This window comes from Microcystis sp. BLCC-F210, from assembly GCF_042134685.1.
In the GTDB taxonomy this organism is placed as follows: Bacteria; Cyanobacteriota; Cyanobacteriia; order Cyanobacteriales; family Microcystaceae; genus Microcystis; species Microcystis aeruginosa_D.
On the sequence record NZ_CP169647.1, the window covers coordinates 663343 to 688993 of the forward strand.

Consider the following 25651-nt stretch of genomic DNA (forward strand, 5'->3'; position numbering starts at 1 on the left):
TAATCAGCCTAGATTTCTGGGGAACAAATGTTATGTTAGTATCGAGGGTTGTCCCTCAGGGCTATTTTGTCTTTGTTTCCCCATGAAAAAATTGCCGCTAATCCTATCGGTGGGGAGTGTCGCTTTATTGTTGGTGGGATGTCCAGCTTCTAACCAAGCTAATCAATCCCCACCACCCACCCAAGAAACCCCCACCCCCTCTCCCAGTCCCCCGGCTGCCCAACCTCCCACCTTTAGCAATCCTGTGCAACCGGCCACCAAACCCACCCCCCCAAGGGTAACAGGGTTGATTCCCTCTACCGATCCCGACCAAAAACGGGCAGAAATTAATCGCGGTCGCAGGGATCCCTTTGCCCCCTTTCCCCTAAAACCAAATATTACGATTACAGTAGAGGAGAAACCCTCAGCAGAGACTCCGACGGCCACCGCAGCCGCAGCAATGGGCGATCGTCCCGCAACTACACCCGCAGCCGCAGCAATGGGCGATCGTCCCGCAACTACACCCGCAGCCGCACCAATGGACAATCGTCCTACCCCCAGACAACCGATAGTGAAAGCACCGCCACCACCACCGCAACCGACGGAAGCAACAGAAGTGCAAGTATCAGGTATCGTCCAATTATCTACCACTCCTATGGCGATCGTGAAAGCCCCCGGAGAAGCCACGGAACGTCGAGTTACTCCCGGTTCTACCCTCTCTAATGGTTTAATTTTAGTTAAAGCGATCGATACTAATCCCGATAACCCCTCTATTGTCTTAGAACAATACGGTCAAACTATTACCCGTCGTTTAGGGGATGGTGTCCCTGAACCCGCCGCCGCACCGCAAGCCTCGATCAGCTATAATGTTTCCGAATCAGGAGAATAAAACCCGTGCGATCGATTGCTATTCAACAAAAACAAACCATTATTTATCCGCGAATGCCCTTGGCTATCTATCGAGAATTAGCCAGCCATTTACAACAAGTTCAGGGGGTCGAAACCCATCTCACTCCCCAGCAGTTCCAACAATTCGATTATCATCAAAGTCAGATCGGTAGTCTAGAAATTAACTATACCGAGACTTTTCAGGAAAGCGATCGCGCTCTGGTCACAACAATTCTCGATTATTATGCCCAACGTCACGGCTCCTATCAGCTTTCCTAAGCTTTCTCTCCTCACCTTCTTTTCCACGATTACCGAATTTCTTCTTAAAAACTAAAAATATCGGGTTCTTCGTTACTTAGTATGGTTCGATAGGGGGGCATAAATCGACTAAATCCTTATCTGGCAAGAGACTTAATTGATTAGCCCGTTGCAGAGCGAAAACAATTGACAAAAATCGCCAAATGCCTTTCTATATAGGGCTTGCTGAAAAAGTACGGGCGAAGCATTCGGGCAATAACCTATCGGTGAAACCTTAGATTTTCTATCCGAATGCTTCGCCCCTACAGGATGCGGGCCGATGAAGACGCAAGGTTTTGAACGACGATTCTCTCAAAATCTTGCACCTGTGGGAGCGAGAAAAGCCCCAAAACCCTTACGTTGCCTACATTTCACATTTATTCAGCAAGCCCTATATAGGGCTTGCTGAATAATGGTAAAACCCCACTTATTATTAACTGTCGATCGAGCTTCAAAAACCCAGTTATGGATTATTTCTTGCTGCTCTGGCTTCCCCGTTGCCACAAGGACACAAGTTAACTTGTGTCCTTTTTCAGGCTCAAAATCAGAAATTAGGCTAATCCGACTAATTTAGCACTGTATTCCCACATTTTTTCGCCTCTTTCCTCATCGCGAGCTTGAGGAGAAACCCTTTGTACAAAAGATTTACCCTCTTTTTTCTGACGGTTGCCCCAACTCCAGTAAGCGCCAGATTGACGGTATTCGGGGTCAGCTACCACCATAGCGACTCTTTCCCCGGCTAATTCTTGGGAAACATAGCCACCGGTGATATTTTTCTGGAACCAGGGGAAAAACTGCTGGAAAAAGGGGTAATGGTTGCGGAAAAGGGGTGTATCGGCCACACAACCCGGATAGAGGGAAGTAAAAGTGATTCCAGTCGATTCGTGATAGCGTTTGTGCAGTTCCCGCATAGTGAGAACATTACACACCTTACTATCTTTGTAGGCTTTGACCGATTCAAATTTTTTGCCGTCGGCCATAGTAATCGGCTCTTTGAAACCCTTGGCAAACCCTTCTAAATCGCCCAAATCGGGACGAGGAGGAATTTTACCGCCTAATTCATCGGGATTATGGGTGACAGTGCCGAGAATGACTAAACGGCGGTCGGGAGAGGGGGAATTTTTTAGGTCTTCCAAGAGCAAATTCGACAGCAGGAAATGACCTAAATGATTGGTGGCCATGCTTAATTCGTAACCGTCGGGACTTCTTAAGGGTTCTTTGAGCAAAGGGAGATAGATAGCGGCGTTGCAGACTAAAGCGGTTAGGGATCTGCCCAAAGCCCGGAAATTTTTAACGAAGCGCCGGACGCTATCGAGGGAACCGAGGTCGATAAATTCAATACAGTAGTTATCCCGGGGAATGTTCAATTCCTTGGCAGCCTGTTCCATTTTCGGGATATCCCGACAGGCCATAACCACAAACCAACCTCTTTGAGCAAGGGATTTAGCGGCGTAGAGACCGACTCCAGAAGTTGTCCCGGTAATGATCACCGTGGGTTTTTGATCTTGTACCATTTTTTGATAATTTTTGTTGATCGCTCTGGTCTAGGGAATATGCAAGGGATTCCGATTATAAATTTTATCGGTTGTCTTACCTAGTCCCAGGGTTCCCTTTACATAAATTCAAATTTTAGTGAGTGTTCACTTATCAGTTATTTTAGCTAGGGAGAAGGGGATTGACTGCTCGTAATTTGCAGAGTGAAGCTCTTGCATAATTAATTTTTAGGGTTCAAAAACGGCAAAAATAACGATTAAATGGCATAAAGTATCTCAATAGACTATTTAAATGATTATTGTTCATTCTTAATTTTCCTGACTACTAGAATCCTAACCCTAACAACAATTTTTGATTTTTACAACAGGTCTATTATGCGATCGCCTAGTAATCTTGTACGCTAATAATCGTTATTGGTAATTCTGCCATCTTTGCACAGTGATAGAATGCGAAATATCCCCCGCACAAGGAATTTAGTTTACGAGTCAATCGGGATAAACCATCACCTATTCCCTAGAAGCTATCCTGATGCGGATCGAGGCAAAAATCGCTCGAATCGATAGGAGGATTTCGGCAAAACATGAAAATTATCGCCTACACTTATACCGACCCCCTGCTCGATGCTCCCCCCGATACCTCCATTTCGGCCTATTCTCCCGAACAAGTGTATCAAGATTTTGGTGATCGCTTACAGCGCCAGCAACTTCTCTTGGATTGTCAAGGAACCCCCCCCCAACTGCTGATCCTGCGTCGCCTAGCAGAATTGGGAGACAATGGCACAGAAATTAGCAAAATTTTACAATCCCTAGAAGCCCTCGACATAGATATAATTGCCCTGGAAGACCCGGATTATAAGCTGAATTTTGCCAAGATTGTGCAAGAAATATCAAAAAATGAACTGAGTAATCGGTTAAAAGCAGGTCACGCTCACAATCGTCTGCAAGCTTTGCCTCCCCCCGGAAAAGCACCCTACGGTTATCGTCGTGGCAAGGAGCGTTATATACTCGATCGCAGTACCGCACCAGTAGTCAAAGACTTTTTTGATCGCTTTTTGATTTCTGCTTCCCTGCGTTCCACGGTACGCTATCTAGAAAAACGCTACGGCAAAAAGATATCGGTAGCTACTGCCCATAAATGGCTGACAAATCCCGTTTATCGCGGTGATTTGTGTTATCTCGGCCAAGATATTATCCCCGATACCCACACCCCAATTATCTCCCGGGAAGAAGCAGCCCAAATCGATCGTATCCTGAGAAATAATCGCAAATTACCCCCCCGCAGTGCCAGCGCCCCGCGTTCCTTAGCAGGTTTAGTCGTCTGTAGTCAATGTCAATCGGGGATGACGATTACCAAAGTGACAGCGCGAGGAAAGAACACAGAATATCTCTATTTGCGACCTTTGCAATGTCCCCAGACAAAAAAATGTTCGGCGATCGCTTATGAACAAATTCTCAATGGCACAATCGAGCGCATTTGTCAAGATCTACCACCGACGATCGCTCAAATATCCTTACCAGATTTAGAGACGATCAAACGGGGAATGAGCGAGGAAATAGGGCAAAAAAACGATATTTTGTCGCAATTGCCCTCCCTAGAAGCGGCAGGAATTTTAGATCAAGAAACGGCCAATCTCAGGGCCTATAAACTGAAAAACGAGATCGCGCAGATTCAAGGAAGTTTAGACCAATTACCCCCCGATAACCTGACTATTATCGCTCGTGCCGTTGCTTTTCCGCAATTTTGGCGAGATTTATCGGAAATCGAGCGCCGTTTTTATTTTCGCGAGTTTATCCGTCGCATCGAAATCGAGAGAGAAACAGCTAATAATTGGCATTTACGTTTAATCTTCGTTTTTTAACAGTCTTAGCTAATCTTAAAGTTAGCTAAAAATTGCGGCATTTTTGAGCGATCAATGCTAAGAAAAAGGCAAATAGCGATCGATCTCAACTATGAGCAATAACAAAAAATTAACTAGGTATAAAAAAGGGCGAAAATCCTCCCAAACAAAACCCCATCTTTACGATTATCACTATAACCAACCCGGGACAATGCCAGGGTTAATCACCATCGATGAAAATGCCGTTGCTACGGAGATATTTTTAATTAATTATAACTCCCAGCAAGCCACTAGAGTTAATAATCTCTTACCCCAAGACTGTCTTAAATACTTATCCAATGATTCCATCTCTTGGATTGATATCGTCGGTTTGGGTAATGAAGATAAACTGCAAGAGTTGGGAGAAATTTTTCATTTACATCCCCTAACCCTTGAGGATATAGTCAGTATTCCCCAAAGACCAAAAGTAGAAGAATGCGAGAATTATATTTTAATTATAGTGCCAATGGCCATCCTGATCGATCATCAGGGTTTTTTGCTAGAACAAATCAGTTTAATAGTCGGGAAGAATTATGTTTTAACCGTGCAGGAGGAAGGACAATACGACTCTTTAGAGGGAGTTAGGGAAAGAATCCGTTTAAATAAAGGTTCCATCCGGCAGCAAAAATCGGGTTATTTAGCCTACTCGATTTGGGATGCTATTATTGACGGTTATTTTCCTGTTTTAGAGTCCTACGGAGAAAGAATCGAGGAGTTAGAAAACGAAATTTTAGCTAGTCCCACAGAACAGACTTTATCAAAAATTTACCAACTACGTCAAGAATTACTCTCCCTACGACGAGCAATTTGGCCGCAAAGAGACACTCTCAATGCTCTTTTGCGCGATGAGTATATTCTTATCGATACAACAATTAAACCCTATCTACGGGACTGTTATGACCACGTGGTACAAATCCTTGATGTTGTCGAAAATTATCGGGAATTTGCCAATGGTTTAATGGATTTTTACCTGTCTTCCGTGAGTAATAAAATGAACGAGATTATGAAAACTTTAACGGTAATCTCGACGATTTTTATCCCTCTCACCTTCATTGTCGGTGTTTATGGCATGAACTTTAATACTGATAAATCCCCCTATAATATGCCCGAATTAGAATGGTATTGGGGCTATGTATTTGTCTGGGTATTGATGCTAACCGTTGCTTTCAGTTTAATCATTTTCTTTTGGCAACGCGGTTGGTTTAAGAACCTATCGACAGAGAAGAAAAGATAAACTGTTAAGCAAATTAGGCCGACTCTATGGCATTGCTGGCATCTAGCAAGATAAAATGGCTATTGCAGAGAAATCAATAATTTAGTGTCTGCGTTATTTTTTAACACTTTCAGTTGATGGCTTCTAATTTTGTCCAACCAACTATAGTGCTGGTTGCGACATTGATAGACTATATCGATGTCACCAATCTCTGACTTAATCTGAGCCAAGTAGTTTTCTAGTTCGCTAATTTTCATAACCGCTCTCGCTTGCGCTGAAGGACATCAACCCTAAACCAAGAATTATCCCTAAAGGATAGGGGTGACTATAGTTATTATTATAGACTGATCATAATTGCTAAAAAAGTTCTTATCTAACAAAGTTAGCTAATGTCAGGGTTAGATGACATTAGCTAACTTTCTTTCTAGTCCTCTAGGGAGCAGGACTATCCCTAGGGAAACGGATTAATTTACCGAAGACAAAGGTAAATAGTAACATGGTTAAAATGACGGAAGTAATCTCCAAGCAGTACTGATAAAAGTTCGCTCATAACTAACTAAGTCAGTAGTCGTGCAAAATTAATTTCCTACTCGATACAGTTATCAGTTATCAGTAGGCAAGTGATCAGATTTAAGTTTTAAGTCAACAGGAGTAAACTTCTGTTGACTCCTGTTTTTTCCTTGATTACTGTTTACTGATTACGGATAACTAAAAAGTCTGACAGTTTAGATGTGTAATTAATTTTGCTTAGGTACTTACTTAGGATTCGATATCCTCAACTTTTTTGGGAACTGTTGCAGTTAACACCTCATTTCCTGTGGCAGTAACTAACACATCATCTTCAATACGGATGCCGATACCTCGCCATTTTTCCGGTACTTCCGGCTGTCCTTCAGCAGGTTTAATATCGGGGGATATATAAATCCCTGGTTCCACGGTTAAAACATGACCAGGCTGCAAATTTTGCCAAGTTTCTTCGTTAATTTTATAAGTTCCTGCATCATGAACATCTAATCCTAACCAATGACCAGTTCTGTGCATATAAAAAGGCTTATATTTTTCCTCTTTAATTATCTCATCAATGTCGCCGACCAATAGCCCTAAATCTACTAATCCCTCCACAATTGTTCTCACAGCTGTGTCATGAAAAAGATTATAAGGATTACCAGTTTTCACCACTTCAATCGCCTTTAGTTGAGCTTCCAGAACAATTTCATAGATAATTTTTTGTTCAGGGGTAAATTTACCATTAACAGGAAAAGTGCGGGTAATATCACCGTTATAGTAATTGTAGGCACAACCGGCATCAATTAATAAAAGCTCATTTTCTTGTACTTGGCGATCATTGTTGATATAGTGCAGAATACAGGCATTAGCACCACTAGCGACAATAGAAGGATAAGCAGGACCCATACCCCCTTCTAGGCGAAAAGTATGCTCAATTTCTGCTTGAATTTGATACTCATAGTGACCAACTTTAGTGAATTCTCTGGCCCGATTATGTGCCTGGGCCGAAATAGCGGTTGCTTTGCGAATATTGTCCAATTCGGCCGCAGTTTTCAGTAAGCGCAAAGGATGGAGAATAAAATTAGTATCCTCTAAAGCAGTCGGTCCGGTGCCGCGACGGGGAAAAGTGGCGATTAATTTTTGCCAGTGATTAAGAACGTTTGTATTAAAAGTTTTGTCCCGGCCGAGATGATAATAAATTCGTTCGGCTTTTTCGAGATATTGGGGTAATTTTTCCTCCAATTCTTCGATAGAATAGGCCTCATCAGCAGCAAAAGTTTCCTTTGCTCCTTCCACACCGTGGAGATAGCCGGTCCAGGTTTCTTTTTCTGGGTCCTTTGGCTGCACGAACAGGATAAACTGATGTTCGGGGTGATGGGGTGCTAAAACCGCCACCGCATCCGGTTCATTAAATCCTGTCAGGTAAAAAAAGTCACTATCCTGACGATAGGTGTATTCTACGTCATTGTGCATCACCGCCATGGGCGCACTGCGAAAAATTGCCGTTCCATTGCCGATTTTTTCCATTACCTGCTGACGACGCTGCTGAAACTCTCTGCGATCGATGCCCATAGATATTCCTAAAAATGTCACAATAAGTCCTAGAATCTATTATCGCTAATCTTCTTAATTTATGAACCCTGAAGAACCGGATTTTTCCCAAGATATCATCGAAAGGCGCGAGTTTACCCTAGCAGATTTTATCGCTCAAGAGGGGGCGGATTTCCTCAAAGGAGAATCTCCCGTCCCCAAATTAGTGCAAGTTACCACAGAGATTAAACAATTTATTGCCGCTAATTTAGGGGATTCTTCGGGAGCTTTGCAGATAATTTTACAGCTGATCGTCGATGAAGAATTAACCAAAGTCAGTCAAAATTTAGATAATCCCGTTCAAGCTTTACAGTTAATCCTAGAAGAAATTTTAGACAATCAAGAATTACTCTATGAATTAGTACACCGAGTCGATGTGAAATGGGGACAATTATACGGGGAACGTCCCTATTTTCAAAAACCCCATCAAAAACCTCACCCTGAAGACGAATACACCCACAATTCCGTTAGAGATAAGTTAGTCAGTTTATTAGCCAGATTAGAAGCAGATGAGTAGTAGAGCCTATGGCAGTTATGAGGAGACTCCGAGACGATTCAAGACATACCTTATCTTCATAAAAAACTCTGTATTTTAATTATTTCTTAGTCACCAGAGACTAACAGGACTGACAAGGATTATCTATCCCTAGACAGACAACCGGGGGGCGGTCAGAGGTGAAAATAGGTGTAAGATCAAAAAATTCTCCGATAACTGTTGCCCTATCCCCTGCGTGCCTACCTATTCCTACTATACCGCCGATGTTTTTAGCGATCGCATTTTTGGCGGTAATCCCCTGGCGGTTTTTCCGGAAGCATCTGGATTAACCCGCACCCAGATGCAAAAAATCGCCGCCGAATTTAACTTCTCGGAGACAGTCTTCGTTTTTCCGCCAGAAACAGACCAAGGCAGCAAAAAAGTCCGTATTTTCACACCCAGTACCGAATTACCCTTTGCTGGTCATCCTACCGTCGGCACAGCCTATATTTTAGCCCTAATCGGTGCTATTCCCCCCCACCAAGAAACCACGATTTATCTGGAGGAAGGAGTCGGTTTAGTACAGGTAAAAATTCTCATGGAGGGGGAAAAACCGGTCTATAGTGAGTTAAAAGTGGCACAATTGCCAGAATTAGTGACGGATAATTATGCTCTCGATGATTTAGCGGCGATTCTTTCCCTCAGCGTTGCCGATTTCCTACCCGGTTATCCCCCCCGGGCCTTTTCCTGCGGCCTTCCTTTTTTATTCATCCCCGTCAAAAATAGAGATATTTTAGGGAAAATAAAACTAAATCTAACTCAATGGGCATCATTATTAGGCCAATCCCCCGCTAATTCCCTTTTTGTCTGCTGTTTTGACCCAGAATCACCCCAATCTCGTCTCTATGGCCGAATGTTTGCCCCCGGTTTGGGAGTTATGGAAGATCCCGCCACTGGTTCGGCTGTGGCCGCTTTAGCGGGCTACCTAGGGGGGTTAGAATCTTCTAGGGAAGGGATGAATCAATGGACGATAATCCAAGGGGTGGAGATGGGCAGACCAAGCACCATACAATTAAAGTTTCAGAAAAATAACCGGTCAATTACGGAAGTTTCTGTGGGTGGTGCATCAGTTCTAGTCTGCCAAGGCAAGATGATAATTCCCGATGGGGAAACACTTTAGCTGGTTAGAAAATGAATGGTTTCCGCTAGGGATTTTAGCTCTAAATCCGAGATTTGGTCATCATTCCAATAGCTAATTTCTTTGCCTACTTTTTCGATAAAATAATTGGCCGCATAACGATATCTTTGTTGACAAGCTTCCCGAGCGAAATCTACCAAGGCTCTAGCGTAGGATTCGGGGGAATGATTATTTTCTAGCCAAATTTGACCATTTTTCCCGATAGTCTGATAGAATTGCGGATCGTGAAGAAATTGAGAGAAATGTTGGTGTAAATCGGCGATTTCGTTGCCAACAGTCACATAACCTACGGTATTTTCCGGCAACTCACTATACCAACCTATTTTAGTCACTAAACTTGGCAAACCATGGCTCCAAATCTGCAGCTGACTGACGGATGCTTCTCCCATAGTAGGATAACGTAAATTGATTGCTAAATCTGCGTCAGCTAAGGCGGTTTCTAATTTGGTTTCCGTAACAAAACCATGCAAGGTTACTAAATTATTTAAATTTAAGCTATTAATTTTTTGAACGAGATAATTACTATCCCATAATTCTCCATAAATGTCTAAGCGAAAAGCTTGTTTTTGGGAAAAACTAGCTAAAGCATCCAGAATCATATCAACACATCTATTTTTTCCAATATGACCAAAAACAATTAGTTGATAAAAATCCTGGTTTTTCTGCAATTCGTAATTTGATGACAAATCGCATCTAGAATAGGGTAGGGGAAAATAAGCAGTAAGAATCGCATTTTCTTGCTGAAACTTACGATAACCTTCCTGACTGTGAGTAATCACCCCAATAGCATTTTTTAACGCTAAAGGAGTCAGGGGATAATTATCAGCCATAAATTGCATAGTAATTTTCTGATCCCACCACATTTCTGTGGCTATTTTTCCTTCCTTTCCATAGTAATAGAACATTTGATTAAGATAGCCATCTAGGTCATTATTGATTCTAGCAATTTCATTAAAAAAATCCTGCAGCTTTAAATCATGAAGGACAACTATACCGGGGCATTGACAACTAATCCGCCAGATATCCTCATGAAAATCTGGGTTATTACCAATATGATAAATATTTATGTCTGCTTGGTTAATTTTTGACCACATTATGTTATCTCTATGGTAGGAATTAACTTTAACATAGTTGTTTAGTTCTCGATCGTAAATTTTTTGATTAGTCCATAGTTCTAACTGACAATTTTTAATCAAAGCTGGCAAGATACAAGTCATGTAATCAGCGATACCAGTTTTAGCGGGAGGTAAAGGGGAAAACCAATTAATTTTCATGCGAGTAGTTTTTTGATAACGTTTGACCAATTAATATCGAGACTTTTGTAGTATTCACCAGCAGATTTACCTAAGTTTGCTGCCCAAGACCGATTTTCCCAAAGTTCGTCCATCGCTGCTGCTAGAGCATTAGCCGTCGGTTCCACAATTAAACCGGTTTCTCGATCACGAATAAATTCCAGGGGGCCTCCCGAATCTTGGCAGGTAATCACCGGTTTAGAAGCTAACATTCCTTCGAGGGTGACATATCCGTAATCTTCGTCAAAAGGTGGATAGATAACTCCTAGGGATTTAGCACAATAGGCAATTTTTTGTTCATTAGTTATTCTGCCGATAAACCTGGCTCTTTCTGTTAGTCCCAGCTTGGCAATTTTTTCCTGCAAATAAATGTCAAAATTACCCTCGGCTTTACCAGCAAAAATAACTTGCACGGGGTGAGTTGTTTTTGCTAAGGCTTCCAGCACCAATTCCTGTCGTTTAATCCGATTAATGCGGCTGGGAAAAAAGAAATAACCCTCCTCTTCCTGAAAATAAAAAGAATCTGCATCTTGAGGGGGATGATAGACAGCGATAGAATCAACATTATTATAGGTTTTCAGACGGCGGACAACCTTTTGAGAAATTGTATAAATTCCTTGACATTCGGCACAAACTTTATTATCCGCTCTGATAATGCTTTCTCGAATCGCTAACCCGTTGGCACTGATATCTAAACCATCATATTCACCACCCCAGAGATCGTAGGCCTGCCGATGTTGATGCAATAACCATAGAACTTTATTGGGATGCTGAATTAAATAGGCGGGAAATTTTAGGCCGATTAATCGATCAATTTTCTGTCCGTAAAAACTTGATAAATCTAGCAAGCGACAGCTTAACATTGTGTCTAATATTCTCTCTAAGGGATCAGACCGAAAAGGTATTGCTACTATTTCAGCTTCGTGACCTGCTTCTTGTAGTGATTGACATAATTGTGTGGCTAAAATTTCCGCACCACCATAAATAAAGGGGGCTTGACTTGTGGCAATAATAATTCGCATAGATAAGCACTCAAAATAATCTAATTTTTACAGTTTATGGCCGATTATCGCATAATCCATCGGACCATAAAAACATTCATTAAATCGCTTGGCGATTTCCGAGTCTTCGCAGATAGCAGTTTCCGTTGAAGGATTTAAATTAAGAATTTCTACCTCGGCAAAACCGCAGTATTGCCCTAGGAATTGAGTCATCAAACTGGGTAGAGGATTGCGGTGGGTTGGATCGAAGTAAAAATTACAACTCCCCACTAAAACATTAGCAGGATTGGGAGTCTCAAAGATAACCAACCCTCGATGACGCAGCACTCGAAATGCTTCATTTAATAGCTTTACTAATATTTCAAAGGGTAGATGTTCAATAATATGGAATCCCGTGATTACCGCCACGCTTTCGTCTGGCATTGATTGCAAATAAGCGATAACATCCCCTTCTAAAACGTCTAATCCTCGACTTTGACACTGTTCAATGACGACTCGGTTTAGATCGATACCTCTGGCTCTGTAACCATTATCTCGCAAAAGCTCTAACCACTCTCCCCGACCACAACCTAAATCTAAAATCAGCGAGTCTCCCGGAGCAATTTGTGCTTCTCTGAGTCGGGGAAGATACACTTCTAATCTCTTATTAATTTCCTCGCGACTGCCGCGAAAATGCTCCTCAAAAGCGAAGTAAAAAGCATCTAGAGAATGGTCTAACTCTCCCGCAAAAATTTGCGCTGGTTCACTTGAAAATCCCCCTTCCGCTCCTGCTGTCACTTCTAAAAACTTATTAATTAAGCGCTTTTGTTGCAGTAAATCTATCTTCAAATAATGGCTATTTTGAAAATTCTTCTCATTACTATCTTTAATTTGAGTTTCTAGATACTCCTGCAATTGCTCGGTCTTCTGATACAATTCTCGATCGAGGTGTTGGATTTGGGTTTGCAGTCCCTCTTGAATTTGATTAGCGATCCGATCGCGCTTTTGATCCAGTTGCTCGATTTGGGTTTGCAGTCCCTCTTGAATTTGATTAGCGATCCGATCGCGCTTTTGATCCAGTTGCTCGATTTGGGTTTGCAGCCCCTCTTGAATTTGATTAGCGATCCGATCGCGCTTTTGATCCAGTTGCTCGATTTGGGTTTGCATCTCTCGCTTAATTTCTTGGCTGTAACCAGATAAACTTTGACTAACCGCCATTAAATTCTCTAAATCTCGCTGGGATTGCGATCGCAAATTTTCCACTTCTGATAATAACTGTCGATTTAATTGTAGGCATTCTCGCAAGGCACTGGCCAGATTGAAATTCACTTCCCTTTGATCGCGAAATATGGTATTGAGAATCTTTAAAGCCAGAGCTTGCAAGGGTTTAAATAATAACCAGGGGAAACGTCCAAATTTCTCTGGCAGTTGGTTACGCACTGCCGCTCTTGACTCGGCTGTTTTGATAAATCCCTCTATATAATCGATTTGATTATTAATTGCTTCCCGATCAAAATCCCCCTTCAGGACTAATTCCCCCGTCGCTGCCGGTGGTGGTGGTGCGGAGGGAACCCCTGTATCTGGGTTTTGACGCAGGGCTTCTTGGCGAATTTTACCAAGCAAATGCTTGACATTTAGATTGGGATAGTAAGTTTCGATAGTCATGGAAGAAAAAATTAAGTTTAATATTCTCGTTCATCCCAGCACCGACAGAGACGAAACTGCCTTGATTGAGAATCTAGATTCTCGATAGTGACTACCAATCCCATCTTACAGGTTCCTGTACCATCAGGCTGGGAGGGCATCGCTGTTAAGACAGTTTTTTTCTGATAAAGTTTCCCCGAACAAGACATTTGCTGCCCTGTGATGACAAAATTGACCAAAGAAGTTGGCCTAACCTATAGGTATGTGTGGATAAACTAAGACAGTTTAAATATTGTAACCGAATTGCCGAATCAAGGTGAGTCAGGGTGTATTCTGGGGAATGGGAATATAACCTCAAGTCTTCAGGAATCCACTCAATTTGGTCGAGGGTCAGTCTTCAACGACCATTACCAACGGTAGAAGACCTTGACCAGGACTGCTCCCACAAAAAAAATTTTTGCCATAGCTTGATAATTGAGGTCATCTATGCTAGTATACGTGCCATGTTTCAACAGCCTTTTACTTTGTTTCGAGGAGTGAAAAATTAGTTATGACTGTAGATCAAAATTCCATCGTCGGCTTGTACGTCATCTACTTTAACCGCGCCCCTGACCCCGCAGGTCTTGCCTTCTGGCAGACCCAAGATGTAACCATAGATGAGCTTGCTGCCCAGTTCGGTGCTTCCCCGGAGGCTCAAGCCCTTTACCCCTTCTTGGCAGCCCCCACCTTGGCCAACCCAGAAGAATTTATTAACGAAATTTATCGGAACGCCTTTGGTCGTGATGCCGATGAGGCAGGTTTGGCCTTTTGGTCAGGTGTTCTCGAACAGGATAGCTCTCCCGAATCAGTGGCTCAATTTGTCCTCGCAGTGGCTCAAGGAGCGCAGGGAACCGACCAGGTCGCTCTGCAAAACCGCGCCGACATAGCTCTGCAATTTACCCAAGACTTTGTGAACGCGAACATCGCCTTCACTTCCTCCGTATTTGCCACCTCATCGGACATCATCAGCACGGTGACTTTTGAGGAGGAAAGCGTTACCGCTGCCCAAGCTGCAATCGATCAGGCGATTATCGCCAGTCAGCCTAGCAATACTGTCACCCTCACCCCAAATGTGGACACCCTCACCGCTAACAGCTTCCTCGCTCCGACGGTGAGCAGCTCGGGTCAGTTTAACGCCACCTTCAACAGTGGTGACAATCTCACCGGTTCTGGCGCCAACCCCACCTTGACAGTTCTCAACACCGGTGGCGACACCCTCAGTACAGGTACTGTGCTACCGACGATGAAGGGCATCGAAACCCTCAACGTGGTGAACACAGGCGGCGGCCCCTTAACGGTGTTAGGTGCTAATGTTGTTGGGGTTAAAAATGTTGACCTATCAGATAGCACACAAGGACTGGTACTCAGCAACTTCCAGACGGCGGTAGAAAAAGTCTCGGTCAGTCGTACTGCCCTCACTACTGACGTACCACTCACTATCACTATTGCGGGTGCTGCTTTAGCGGGTAGTGAAGATACGGTGGCTGTCACCCTCAATCAGGTGGGTAGCGTTGACCCCACCAATGGAAGTGCTACTGTTGCTACTGCCAACCAATTAACTTTAGGACTTGACCCGGTATCTGGTAACAATGGTTACGAAAAAATTTCCATCGAAAGCAAGGGTCTAGCCAACCTGGTGGATAAACTAACCGCCAATGGCTCGAAGCAAATCACCATCACTGGGGATCAAAACCTCCGGATCAACCAAGCTCTCCCCAACACCGCCGTCAAGCTGGACGCTTCTGCCCTTCAAGGTAATCTTGACGTGACTGCGGGCAACGGTACAGTGGATTTCCTCGGCGGCAAAGGTAATGACACTTTCCGTTTCAACGTAGGTGAGTTCACTGCCACCGATAAAGTGGACGGTGGCGAGGGTGCTAACACTTTGGTAGTAGCGGCGGCAGATGCAGAAGCCATTACCGCAGCCGATACCAACATCAAAAATACCCAAACCCTGACCTTATCTACTGGAGGCACGGCTAGCAAGACTCTCCGGGCTGACCTAATCGGTGATAAGATAACCACGGTGAACCTAACCACAGCAACTGCTGCTGACTACACGTTGCGCTTTGCCGCAGGTGCCAACTCGGTTAACGTCTTAAAGAATACATCTGTTGGTAATACTCTCAACGTACAAGCCAATGGTGGCGGTAACAACGATTCTTTGACCTTCACCATCGACGGCGATGATCCCACTACTCCTTTACAAACAGAAAAGGCTAACATTATTGTCGGCAAACTTAACCTGAATAACACCGACACGCCTAACCGCTCGATCGAGCAACTTAAACTTGTCGTCAATAACTCTGGGGCTGGTACTCATACAATTGGCGCAATAACCCTTCCTCAGGCCGCTGGTGTGGTGGAAACCATCACCATCACTGGTAACTCCAGCCTGACAATCAATGGTGCAGTGACAGCCGAGAAACTGGATGCTTCTGGTCTGACGGAGGCAACCGCTGGAACCACTGGTTTAACCATGACGGCAACATCGGTATCTACTGTGGGAATTAACCTCACTGGCTCCACTTTCGATGATGCTCTGATTGGCAGTGTTGCTAATGACTTCATCAGTGGCGGTGCTGGAAAAGACACCATCACTGGTTCTGGTGGTGCTGACCAGATCACAGTAGGGGATGGGTTCGATACGGTTATCTTCAAAAATACGCAGGTTGGAAATCAAGCGTTAAATTTGCAAGCTAGTTACAGCACCGTCACCGATTTCCTCACTGGTGGAACCGCTACTACCACCGACCTCATTACGATTTCAAACGCTGGTGTTACTGGTGGTGGTGCTAACACCTTAGAGACCCTTGCTGGTGTTGCCGTGGCTGCTGGTGGTGCAGTGCAGAGTGTCGACGTAGCCCAAGGTGCTTCGGTTAACCTGTCAACCTCTACGGCCAATTTCCTGAGACTTACTGGTACTGGCAGTAACGTTGCCGGTAACACCGCACAGCTAGGCTTTGATGCAGCGATCGGTGCTGGTGTTATCACTGTTGGTGCGGCTAGTATTGATATTCTCACCTCCTACTACGATACGGCTAATAAACAGATGGTATTGGGTGTAGTCAAAGATAATAATGCCTCCGGCACTATCACAGCTCTAACTGATGTTTTCACCGTCATTTCCCGCTTCGAAATGACTGCCGCGGATTACGCTAACTTCGGCAACGCTCAGTTTAACACTTTCATTGCTTAATCCTCTGCCCCTCGGCTAGAAAAAACCTCCCCTTATTGGGGGGGTTTTTGGTTTTTTCTAGTTCTAGGGTTCTACCTTTAATCCCCCCTTAATCCCCCCTTGATAAGGGGGGTGATAGCTTCAATTTCCTGGCGACTTTTCCGGGGGAAACCGCTTTAAGAGTTCCTGCTTGGAACAATGTAGGAGTAAAGGAGTAAATTCTTCCGGAGGCAGTTGTAAAATCCGGCTGATAATAGCTTGAATTTGTGAGTCTAACTCACCAAAACGGACTCGGAGCAGGTTTTCCACCACCAGACGTTCTCCCTCTTGCAGACCCCGTTCTAGACCCCGTTCTTCTCCTTCGGCCAGTGCCTCTTGATAGACTCTCGTTTGTTTTAAATCACTTAGTCCAAACATAGCTTCAATTTCCTCGCGACTTTTCTGGGGTAATTTGTAAATAATGATACTTTCGATTAGATTAATTAACTGCCGTTGACTGGATTGGTCGGTGATTTCTTCTCTAGTCCGCTCGATTAGGGTTTGACCTTCATCGATTTCAGGCTCTCTTGGATTTGGTGGGTAAAATGTATTCTAAGATACAGTCCTGCTGGCGGTCGCAACGCGCTCGCTACGCGAGACCGAGTGGAAAGAACCACAGAGACACAGAGGACACAAAGATCGATCATAATGTAAGTTAAACTTATCACACAGAACCTAGAAGAGCCATCATCCTATGGCGATAATGACAAAATCATTTAGACAAAGACTGGCAGAGATTTTCGGGTTTGACCTGCGATCGCTGGCTTTATTTCGCATTGCCTTGGCGTTAGTGGTTTTAGTGGATTTATCAGTTCGTTTTAGCCAAATAACTGCCCATTACAGCGAATTAGGGGTTTTACCCCTAGGAAGCTTATCAAAAGTCTCTGCTAGTCCTTTTTACTGGTCTATTTTTGCTCTCAGTGACTCGGTACTGGTGCAGAGTATCCTGTTTATTGTTGCTATAGCGATCGCATTATTGCTTTTAATTGGCTATCATACCCGTTTAGCTACGATCGCCACTTGGGCGCTAATCGTCTCTTTACATCATCGCAACCCCCTGTTACTATTTGCCGCTGATGACGTAATCCGGGCAGTATTATTCTGGGCGATGTTTTTACCCCTCGGTGCTTGTTATTCCGTGGAAAGTGCCTTAAACACCAATCCTAACCCCCTACCCAAGCGCGTGGTTTCGGCAGCCACGGTGGCTTTGATGATACAAATTTGTTACATCTATATGTGGTCAGCGGCCTTTAAAACCAAAAGTGAGACTTGGTGGCCCGATGGTACGGCGGTTTATTACTCTCTTAGTTACGATCAGTACGGTACTGCTTTTGCTGGTTTCTTACTATCTTTACCGCAACAATTACTAAAAATCCTGACCTTTTCTGCGTTAATCTTTGAATGGGTGGGTCCACTGCTAATTTTTATTCCCTTTCGCAATAGTTTCTTTAAAATAGTCGCTATTCTCTCGTTTATTCTTTTACATATCGGTTTTGGTCTCAGTTTTCATCTGGGAATTTTCCCGTTTTTGAGTGTCACCCATTGGTTGCCGATCATACCTAGTCTTGTCTGGGATTGGGGACAAAAACGGATGATAACCCCAGAAAGAGAAGGTTTAAGGGTTAATTACGATCGAGATTGTGGATTTTGCAAGAAAGTTGTTTATCTTCTCCGCACTTTTCTTATTTTACCCGGCACTCCCCTGTTAGTCGCTCAGGATAACCCCTCAATATACGAGGATATGGTGGCCCAAAATTCTTGGGTGGTGGAAGATTGGCAGGGAAAACGTCGGTTTAAATGGTCAGCATTGGTTTATGTTGTCAGTCTTTCGCCAATTTTCTGGTTTTTAGCCTCAATTTTGCGTTTACCGCCCCTCATGACCCTAGGAACGAGAATTTATGAGTGGATTGCCTCCCATCGTCGTTTTATGGGCAATTTCACCAAACCTCTCAAGTTTCGTCCCCTGACGATTAAATCCTCTTTACCCTTAAATATTTTGGTAATTTTCTTCTTCTTGTTGACCAGTATCTGGAATTTACGCAGTTTTGTCCGGCAATCGGTCGATAGAGGCGATTTAAATACACCTTTAGTTCAATCCCTCGATCGCTTGCTCACCCGTCGTACTTTTAATACAATTGATATTCTGGCAAGAGTTACCCGTTTAGACCAGTATTGGACTATTTTTGCCCCCGGTCCGCCTCGCGATGATGCTTGGTTTGTGGCAGTCAGTCAATTGGCCGATGGTTCCACGGTAGATATATTTAGAGAAGGACAGCCGGTAATTTGGGATAAACCCACGGAAAGCGATCGCAATCGTTTGTATAAAACCATGCAGTGGCGACAATATTTTATTAATCTTAATCGAGCTATTGGTCGGTCAGTTTATGGAGAGTTTGGTCAGTATCTCTGTCAAAACTGGAATCAGCAGCACGGTAGGGATCAACAGATTAAATCCCTGCAACTTTATATTATGCGAGAAAGGACTGTAGCCCCCGGAGAAAAACAAGGAATTGAAAAAGAACTACTCTGGCAGCAAAATTGTCTTTAATCAGTTATCAGTTATCAGTTATCAGTCATCAGTTATTAGTCAGATCAAAGTTATCTTGTAACTAAAATCTGATAACTAAAATCTGATTGCTTCTTTTTCCCTTTCAAACTAACTACCGCTAAACCTTAAACATCGCTAGAACCGCTCTGGAGAGTAGCGAGGGATTTTTCAAAATTCATTCTCTGTTCGGCATTGCGGAGAAAGTAACCACTCATCATTGCCGAGGCCAATAACCGGCCCAGATGTTCGCGACTGGTACTGATAGTGACACCGAAATGTTCGGAAGGAAGATTACCCAAAAGTCCGATAATGTTGCGTTCCATCACTTGAAAAACCTCTTGGGACTCCGGTTTAGAGAGTTGGGCGATTGTTTCCGGACTTAAGGTCTGGACATACTGCCACAAACTCTCAGAAAATTCACTATCGCTACCGAATAAATTGTGAGGGCGATCGTTTTCTCTGTACACCTTTGATCTCCTTAACTCAATTTTTTTATAAACTATCCTTTTGGTTCTTCCAATTTAACAGTTTTTTGAGATAGTGGGAGTCGGTAGAACCGAACCTGAAGGGAATGGTAATCCCAAGCAGAAAATCCATCTCCGGCAAAAATCAAAAACTTAACACTGATGATAACCGATCACTGATAACTTTTATTTACCCATACCTAACTGCTGGGCCTTTTGATATACTTTCCCTTCCGTCAGCAGCGAAGGAGCAATCACCACTTCCACCTGTTGCATTTCCTTTAAGTTCTTAGCACCTAAAGTCCCCATACTGGTTTTCAGCGCCCCTAGGAGGTTATGAGTACCATCATCTAATTTTGCCGGTCCCACGAGGATTTCGGCAATAGTTCCCGTACTGCCCACACTAATCCTAGTTCCCCGGGGTAGAACCGGACTAGGTGTGGCCATACCCCAGTGAAAACCGCGGCCGGGGGCCTCCAAGGAGCGGGCAATGGGAGAACCAATCATCACCGCATCAGCACCACAGGCGATACATTTGCAGATATCACCGCCGGTAATAATGCCGCCATCGGCAATAACGGGGACGTATTGACCGGTTTCTTGGAAAAAATCGTCCCTAGCGGCGGCACAATCGGCCACAGCAGTGGCTTGGGGAACTCCCACCCCTAAAACGCCGCGAGAAGTACAGGCAGCCCCGGGACCAATACCGACTAAAACCCCGGCTGCCCCGGTTTTCATCAGGTTAAGGGCGACTTCGTAGGTGACGCAGTTGCCCAAAACCACGGGAATGGGCATTTCTTGGCACAGTTGCACTAAATCGAGGGGGGTGATAGCTTCCGGGGATAAATGGGCAGTGGAAACGACGGTTGCTTGGACAAAGAGAATATCGGCCGCTGCTTGGGCAACAATAGCACCGTATTTGACGGCACCAGCAGGGGTGAGGCTAACTGCCGCAATACCGCCTTTTTCTTGAATTTCTTGGATACGAAGCTCGATTAGTTGCGGTTTAATCGGTTCTGCGTAGAGTTCCTGCATTAAACTGACGAATTCTGCTTTGCCGACCGCCGCAATGCGATCAAGAATCGGGTTAGGATCCTCGTAACGGGTTTGAATACCTTCGAGGTTTAGTACCCCTAGCGCCCCCAACTCGGAGAGAAGGACGGCCATTTTAGTATCCACCACCCCATCCATAGCGCTGGCGATAATCGGGATTTCCCGCTCGATATTGCCGAGAGACCAACGGGTATCGGCTAAACTGGGATCGAGGGTTCGCACTCCGGGTACAAGTGCGATTTCATCGATACCGTAAGCTCTACGGGCTGTTTTGCCCCGACCAATAATTGTATCCACGTTTCTATACTATTTCAGACCTATTTAGCCTAGACTAGCAAATTTCGCACCATCTCGAAAAGCTTTTCGGTATTATTGCTGACTAGGCCCTGGGAAAATAATCGCCGCAGTCGATCGCTTGTTCGGTGTTGGCGCTCCGGGGTTGTACACTACATTTGAGGCGATAATCGTTGGTAAAGTAGCGGCAGTGGGAGCAAGGGATGGAGTGCATCCGTCGGGCAACTTGCCAACTATCGCGCACGGCACTGGTTAAAGACCAGCAAACTAAAGCGATAATGGCAGCGGCGATTGAAAAACGTAAAATAATCCAGATTTCCATGGCGAGCGACTAAAATTACCTGATGTGGAGGGGAATCAACCGAGGCAATTGGCAGAGGTTTAGACACTGAACAGTTTACTGACATCCAGACTAACCGTTAGCAATCACCAGACTTTTAAGAACATTTTCGGTCATGGCCGCTATTTGATCCAATTGTTCCTGATGGCGTTTTGCCTGTTTTTTGGCTTCTACCTTGCGTTTCAGGGCTTCCCGGGCTAAATCATCGCGATTTCTGCTTAAAGCTTCGATCGCTACTCGATTCCATGTTTCTGCTTCTTGAAGGGCTTTTTTGTACTGGGGTTGAATTTCATCCCAACTGACCTTAAGATTGCTTAAAGCCCCTTTTAACAGGGTTTGGGCATTGTTGGGGTCGGCTCCGATGAGGGATTTTTTCAGAGGTTCGTAGAGTCCCACCGCTTGTAAATGGGTAATAATCGGGATAAATTCTTCTATCTGTTGACTTTTGCTAATACCGGTCTTACACCAAGTGGCAAAATGTTCGCAGTTGTTAAAAAGAAGATTATATTTCTGCTCCCCCAGACGACTTAGCGCCCTTTCTACCACCACATCGGGGATAAAGGAAAATCCCACCTCTACATGGCGCACCACATAGATTTTACCGCCCCTAGCAAAGGTTTCTAGGGAAGTTCGTTCCACAATCTCGCTCGGTTTTCGGTAATGAATGACGCTACCATCACCACAATCGATGCCATGATGAGCATAAACACCCTGAAGATTGAGCAATTCCCGATAGGCGTATATTTGATCCCCTTTAGCCATATTTTTTTAGTGATAGAGTAAACAAGGAGATTATCTATTGACCCAGTTTTTCTGGTTATTACTCTTATATTTTAGAGATTATGGATGCTTTTAGTCCCTTTCCCCCTGACTGGACAGAGAATGCTGTTCACGCCTACAATTTTTGTTGTCCTTACTGTGGGGCAAAAGCTAAAGAAGCTCAGGCCGTTTGGATCAATCGCCGCGCTCCCGTTTTAGGAGAAGATTCCCGTCGTAAATGGCAGGAATTCTATCATTGTCAATGCGATCGAGTTTGGTGGGCCTGGAGTAGTGATCGACCTGCCGAAAATAAGTAATTCTCAATCGGGAATGGAAAATATGGCCGATGTCTATGTTTCTTGGGATGAATACCATCGTCTGATCGAAAAATTAGCAGTAAAAATCGATCGTTCCGGTTGGCAATTTGCTCAGATTGTCTGTTTAGCTAAGGGAGGATTGCGCGTCGGTGACATTCTCTGTCGTCTTTTTCGTCAACCCCTAGCCATTCTCTATGCTGCTTCCTACGGGGGGCAAAATCATCAAATTCGGGGAGAATTAACTATTTCCTCGAATTTAGCCATGATCGAAGCCAAATTAAAGAGTCCCTTGTTATTAGTGGATGATTTAGTCGATTCGGGAATCACTCTCCAAAAAACCTCGATTTTATTGCAGGAAAAATACGGGATTACCAATATCAAAACTGCGGTGATCTGGTACAAAGCAGCCTCAAGAATTAAACCTGACTATTATGTGGAATATTACCCCGATAATCCTTGGATTCATCAACCCTTCGAGCGTTACGAATTAATTACACCCAAAGATCTCCTAGAGTAAATTCAGTTTACCATCAGCTTAGAGAGTCCCCCTTTAAAAATCTCACCAAAGAAGATTCATATCTGAAATCGGCAACGCCATCTATTCTCCGTAGGATTCAGCAGTAATTTTACCCCGAAAAACTATGTAATTATAAACCGTATAGGCTAGTAAAATTGGGATTAAAAAACCCACAAAAGTCAGCATAAACACCAAAGAACTGGGAGCGGCTGCCGCTTGATAAATTGTCACGGACGGGGGAATAATATCGGGAAAAATCAACAATCCCAAACCGATAAAAGAGAGCATAAACAGCAATACTGTCCAGACCATCGGGGTGTTTTCTTCCTTTAGTTGCAAACTCCGCAGTAATAAACCCAGTAAGACCACAGCTAAAATCGGGATGAGGATAAAGATGTAAATTAGTCGAGGGTCAAATAAACGCTGACGGATATGGTCAGAAAGCAGCGGTGTACTGATAGTGATAAAGATAGCACCGATAAAAGTGGTAATAGCGGCGATTTTTGCCGTTTTATAGTGAACTTCCTGTAAATTCCCCGTAGTTTTCAGAATTAGGTAAGTGGAACCCACTAAAACATAAGCTTGGATTAAAGTTAGAGACACTAGAATTGATCGCCATGTTAACCAATCAAAGGGACCGCCGGCAAAATGACCCAATTCATCCACTTTAATGCCCTCAAAAACCGCACCGAGGGCGAATCCTTGCCCCAAAGCGGCCAAAAAACTGCCGAGTCCGAAGGCATAATTCCAGAACAACTTGCGACGAGAATGTTCACGAAACTCGAAGGAAACAGCCCGAAATAACAGCCCCACCACCATAATCACTGCTGGAAGGTATAAAGCGTTTAAAATTGTCCCGTAAGCTAGGGGAAACGCCCCAAACAGGGAACCCCCCATCAAAACAATCCAAGTTTCGTTAGCATCCCAAACATTGCCCAAACTGGTCATTAAAATACTGCGACGCTTCTCGGAGGAGGAAGTCAGGGAAAGAATTCCCACCCCCAAGTCAAAACCATCGAGGAGGACGTAGAGAAACAGGAATAAACCCAGAATAAAAAACCAAATTTGCGGCAAAAAATACTGTAACGGTTCCATAGTTCCTCCTATTGTTGCGTTTCCAGGGAACGAGAACTAACCTCCTGTGAGGTCACTTTTTCCTCTTGAGTCCCCGGCAGTGGTAAGTTAAGATTTGGTCCCTGACGGATAATAAGACTGCCGAAATAGAGAGCAGAAACCAAGAAAACGACATAAATCGCTGTAATTCCGATTAAAGAAGTTAAAATCTCGCCTGCGGGCAGTTTAGAAGCAGCATCCACCGTCCGGATTTGATTGTAAACTGTCCAGGGTTGACGACCGACACAACGGACAATCCAACCGGTTTCAACCGCAAGATAACCCAGAGGGGCCGCAAAAACCCAAGCGCGTAGTAACCATTTTTGACTGTCGATTTTTTCGTTAGATAATTGACCGCGCAGCCATTGCCCGACAGTTACAGCCATTAAAGACGCGAGAAAAAGACCGATAGCGACCATAATCCGGAAGGAATAATAGATTAGCCCCACCATGTGCGGTCTGTCTTCGTATTTCCACGTTTTTAAGCCGAGAACAGGTTCCGATAACTTGGGTTTTAATTCCAAAAGATAACCCAAAGCATTAGGAATCTTCACTTCCCAGCTATTGGTCTCCGCTTTATCCTTGGGTAAAGCAACCAAACTCCAACCGGCAGTTTCTCCCGCAGGAATGGTTTCCCATTGCGCTTCCATGGCGGCTAATTTAGCCGGTTGATAGTGATACACTTGTTCGGCACTAAGATGACCGACAAAAATTTGCAAGGGGGCGATAACAATCGCTAGAGTAAGAATAATTTTGAGAGAACGACTAAAAAAGCTAATGTGACGTTTATTGAGCAAATACCAAGCACTAATCCCACCAATGACGAATAAAGAAGTTTCCAGAGTAGCGAAAAACATATGCAGGAAACTATTAACCATGAAGGGATTGAGAATCGCTTGTAGGTAATCTTGAACGATAAATTTACCATCCACGAAAATGCCGCCGGCGGGGGTTTGCAGCCAAGAATTAGCGGTTAGAATCCAGAAAGTGGAAAGATTAGCCCCGAAAGCGACGAGAATTGTCGCTAGGAAGTGAATTAAAGGGGGAACTCGTCCCCAACCAAACAGCATAATTCCTAGAAAACTAGCCTCTAGCATAAAGGCCATGGTTCCCTCGAAACCGAGGATAGTTCCGAAAAAGTCCCCCACCGCTTCCGAAAAAGGTGCCCAATTCATGCCAAACTGAAAAGCCATGGGTAAACCAGAAGCAACTCCAATGCCGAAATTGAGAATGTAGAGTTTTGACCAGAAGCGAGCGTGATGATAGTAGTCAGGATTGCGGGTTTTTAGCCATAATCCTTCGACAATGACTAGATAAATGCCCATACCAGTGGTTAAGACCGGCCAAAGCATATGAAAAATAGCGGTGATGGCGAATTGTATCCGCGACAAAGCAACGGGATTGGCAAGTAAATCCATGATTATAATCTTTAAACGATCGTGAAGATATCATAAGCACCTATAATACTTAGCCAGTAATGCCCTGAAAAGGCAAGGTTAAACAGGAATTATATAGATTGTTTTTAGATTTATGCGATCGCTTTGGTGTTAGTCAATG

The 25651-nt window shown here is 44.0% G+C and carries 24 protein-coding genes and 1 pseudogene; 10 read left to right on the forward strand and 15 right to left on the reverse strand.

Features of this window, described 5'->3' with window-relative positions; translation table 11 throughout:
- Positions 1–82: 82 nt before the first annotated feature.
- Together ACE3JL_RS03290 and ACE3JL_RS03295 are read left to right on the forward strand one after the other, a co-directional pair.
- A complete protein-coding gene (locus ACE3JL_RS03290; RefSeq protein WP_271992577.1) occupies positions 83–868 on the forward strand; it encodes a hypothetical protein in 786 nt (261 codons plus the stop codon).
- Between the two features lie 5 nt (positions 869–873).
- Entirely contained in the window at positions 874–1146 is a 273-nt protein-coding gene (locus tag ACE3JL_RS03295; protein ID WP_002769284.1) for a hypothetical protein, read from the forward strand.
- Positions 1147–1715: 569 nt separating this feature from the next.
- On the opposite strand, the gene ACE3JL_RS03300 is transcribed toward ACE3JL_RS03295, so the two are convergent.
- The gene (locus ACE3JL_RS03300; RefSeq protein ID WP_375328839.1) at positions 1716–2678 is read right to left on the reverse strand and encodes a protochlorophyllide reductase; all 963 of its coding nucleotides are present in this window, start codon (positions 2676–2678) and stop codon (positions 1716–1718) included.
- A 560-nt stretch (positions 2679–3238) separates the two neighbouring features.
- Here ACE3JL_RS03300 and ACE3JL_RS03305 point away from each other — a divergent pair.
- Together ACE3JL_RS03305 and corA are read left to right on the forward strand one after the other, a co-directional pair.
- Entirely contained in the window at positions 3239–4516 is a 1278-nt protein-coding gene (locus ACE3JL_RS03305; protein WP_375328840.1) for a recombinase family protein, read from the forward strand.
- A 91-nt stretch (positions 4517–4607) separates the two neighbouring features.
- The gene (corA, locus tag ACE3JL_RS03310) at positions 4608–5768 is read left to right on the forward strand and encodes a magnesium/cobalt transporter CorA (protein WP_375328841.1); all 1161 of its coding nucleotides are present in this window, start codon (positions 4608–4610) and stop codon (positions 5766–5768) included.
- Positions 5769–5827: 59 nt separating this feature from the next.
- On the opposite strand, the gene ACE3JL_RS03315 is transcribed toward corA, so the two are convergent.
- Both ACE3JL_RS03315 and ACE3JL_RS03320 read right to left on the reverse strand, forming a co-directional pair.
- On the reverse strand, positions 5828–6004 hold the full coding sequence (locus ACE3JL_RS03315; protein ID WP_375328842.1) for a hypothetical protein: 177 nt from the start codon (positions 6002–6004) through the stop codon (positions 5828–5830).
- 502 nt (positions 6005–6506) lie between these two features.
- Positions 6507–7826 (reverse strand): aminopeptidase P N-terminal domain-containing protein, encoded by a 1320-nt coding sequence (locus ACE3JL_RS03320; protein ID WP_375328843.1) that lies wholly within the window; start codon positions 7824–7826, stop codon positions 6507–6509.
- A gap of 61 nt (positions 7827–7887) precedes the next feature.
- Between ACE3JL_RS03320 and ACE3JL_RS03325 the strand changes: the two genes are divergently transcribed.
- Both ACE3JL_RS03325 and ACE3JL_RS03330 read left to right on the forward strand, forming a co-directional pair.
- Complete coding sequence (locus tag ACE3JL_RS03325) at positions 7888–8361, forward strand: hypothetical protein (RefSeq protein WP_375328844.1); 474 nt, start codon at positions 7888–7890, stop codon at positions 8359–8361.
- 214 nt (positions 8362–8575) lie between these two features.
- Positions 8576–9499, forward strand: a complete 924-nt coding sequence (locus ACE3JL_RS03330; protein ID WP_375328845.1) for a PhzF family phenazine biosynthesis protein — start codon at positions 8576–8578, stop codon at positions 9497–9499.
- On the opposite strand, the gene ACE3JL_RS03335 is transcribed toward ACE3JL_RS03330, so the two are convergent.
- Genes ACE3JL_RS03335 through ACE3JL_RS03350 form a run of 4 tightly spaced genes read right to left on the reverse strand, consistent with a single transcriptional unit; the run spans position 9496 to position 13594 of the window.
- Positions 9496–10791, reverse strand: coding sequence for a glycosyltransferase (locus ACE3JL_RS03335; protein ID WP_375328846.1), 1296 nt, complete (start codon positions 10789–10791; stop codon positions 9496–9498). The two genes, ACE3JL_RS03330 and ACE3JL_RS03335, sit on opposite strands and share 4 nt — an antisense overlap.
- Positions 10788–11831, reverse strand: coding sequence for a glycosyltransferase family 4 protein (locus ACE3JL_RS03340; protein ID WP_149979093.1), 1044 nt, complete (start codon positions 11829–11831; stop codon positions 10788–10790). The genes ACE3JL_RS03335 and ACE3JL_RS03340 overlap by 4 nt, the downstream gene beginning before the upstream one ends.
- 27 nt (positions 11832–11858) lie before the next feature.
- The gene (locus tag ACE3JL_RS03345; RefSeq protein ID WP_375328847.1) at positions 11859–13454 is read right to left on the reverse strand and encodes a methyltransferase domain-containing protein; all 1596 of its coding nucleotides are present in this window, start codon (positions 13452–13454) and stop codon (positions 11859–11861) included.
- Positions 13455–13471: 17 nt separating this feature from the next.
- The gene (locus tag ACE3JL_RS03350; RefSeq protein WP_271992566.1) at positions 13472–13594 is read right to left on the reverse strand and encodes a hypothetical protein; all 123 of its coding nucleotides are present in this window, start codon (positions 13592–13594) and stop codon (positions 13472–13474) included.
- 389 nt (positions 13595–13983) lie between these two features.
- On the opposite strand from ACE3JL_RS03350, the gene ACE3JL_RS03355 reads away from it, so the two are divergent.
- Positions 13984–16671, forward strand: coding sequence for a DUF4214 domain-containing protein (locus ACE3JL_RS03355; RefSeq protein ID WP_375328848.1), 2688 nt, complete (start codon positions 13984–13986; stop codon positions 16669–16671).
- Positions 16672–16791: 120 nt separating this feature from the next.
- On the opposite strand, the gene ACE3JL_RS03360 is transcribed toward ACE3JL_RS03355, so the two are convergent.
- Together ACE3JL_RS03360 and ACE3JL_RS03365 are read right to left on the reverse strand one after the other, a co-directional pair.
- The gene (locus ACE3JL_RS03360) at positions 16792–17067 is read right to left on the reverse strand and encodes a hypothetical protein (RefSeq protein ID WP_375328849.1); all 276 of its coding nucleotides are present in this window, start codon (positions 17065–17067) and stop codon (positions 16792–16794) included.
- Positions 17068–17121: 54 nt separating this feature from the next.
- Positions 17122–17205 (reverse strand): annotated as a pseudogene (locus ACE3JL_RS03365) (hypothetical protein); the annotation flags it as partial.
- A gap of 178 nt (positions 17206–17383) precedes the next feature.
- Between ACE3JL_RS03365 and ACE3JL_RS03370 the strand changes: the two are divergent.
- Positions 17384–19237 (forward strand): hypothetical protein, encoded by a 1854-nt coding sequence (locus ACE3JL_RS03370; RefSeq protein ID WP_375328850.1) that lies wholly within the window; start codon positions 17384–17386, stop codon positions 19235–19237.
- A gap of 125 nt (positions 19238–19362) precedes the next feature.
- Here the strand turns inward: ACE3JL_RS03370 and ACE3JL_RS03375 are convergent, their stop codons facing one another.
- From ACE3JL_RS03375 to ACE3JL_RS03390, 4 genes are all read right to left on the reverse strand, one after another.
- A complete protein-coding gene (locus ACE3JL_RS03375) occupies positions 19363–19704 on the reverse strand; it encodes a DUF760 domain-containing protein (RefSeq protein WP_375328851.1) in 342 nt (113 codons plus the stop codon).
- A gap of 183 nt (positions 19705–19887) precedes the next feature.
- On the reverse strand, positions 19888–21051 hold the full coding sequence (locus ACE3JL_RS03380; RefSeq protein ID WP_271992562.1) for a GuaB3 family IMP dehydrogenase-related protein: 1164 nt from the start codon (positions 21049–21051) through the stop codon (positions 19888–19890).
- 82 nt (positions 21052–21133) lie between these two features.
- Positions 21134–21370, reverse strand: coding sequence for a hypothetical protein (locus tag ACE3JL_RS03385; RefSeq protein WP_190380147.1), 237 nt, complete (start codon positions 21368–21370; stop codon positions 21134–21136).
- Between the two features lie 90 nt (positions 21371–21460).
- Positions 21461–22150 (reverse strand): lecithin retinol acyltransferase family protein, encoded by a 690-nt coding sequence (locus ACE3JL_RS03390; RefSeq protein ID WP_375328852.1) that lies wholly within the window; start codon positions 22148–22150, stop codon positions 21461–21463.
- A gap of 80 nt (positions 22151–22230) precedes the next feature.
- On the opposite strand from ACE3JL_RS03390, the gene ACE3JL_RS03395 reads away from it, so the two are divergent.
- Positions 22231–22464 (forward strand): hypothetical protein, encoded by a 234-nt coding sequence (locus ACE3JL_RS03395; protein ID WP_002771307.1) that lies wholly within the window; start codon positions 22231–22233, stop codon positions 22462–22464.
- Positions 22465–22486: 22 nt separating this feature from the next.
- The gene (locus tag ACE3JL_RS03400) at positions 22487–22981 is read left to right on the forward strand and encodes a phosphoribosyltransferase (RefSeq protein ID WP_375329578.1); all 495 of its coding nucleotides are present in this window, start codon (positions 22487–22489) and stop codon (positions 22979–22981) included.
- A gap of 81 nt (positions 22982–23062) precedes the next feature.
- On the opposite strand, the gene cydB is transcribed toward ACE3JL_RS03400, so the two are convergent.
- Together cydB and ACE3JL_RS03410 are read right to left on the reverse strand one after the other, a co-directional pair.
- Positions 23063–24076: a cytochrome d ubiquinol oxidase subunit II gene (gene cydB / locus ACE3JL_RS03405; RefSeq protein ID WP_002792975.1), complete on the reverse strand. Its 1014-nt coding sequence runs from the start codon at positions 24074–24076 to the stop codon at positions 23063–23065.
- 8 nt (positions 24077–24084) lie between these two features.
- A complete protein-coding gene (locus tag ACE3JL_RS03410) occupies positions 24085–25512 on the reverse strand; it encodes a cytochrome ubiquinol oxidase subunit I (RefSeq protein WP_375328853.1) in 1428 nt (475 codons plus the stop codon).
- Between the last annotated feature and the right edge of the window lie 139 nt (positions 25513–25651).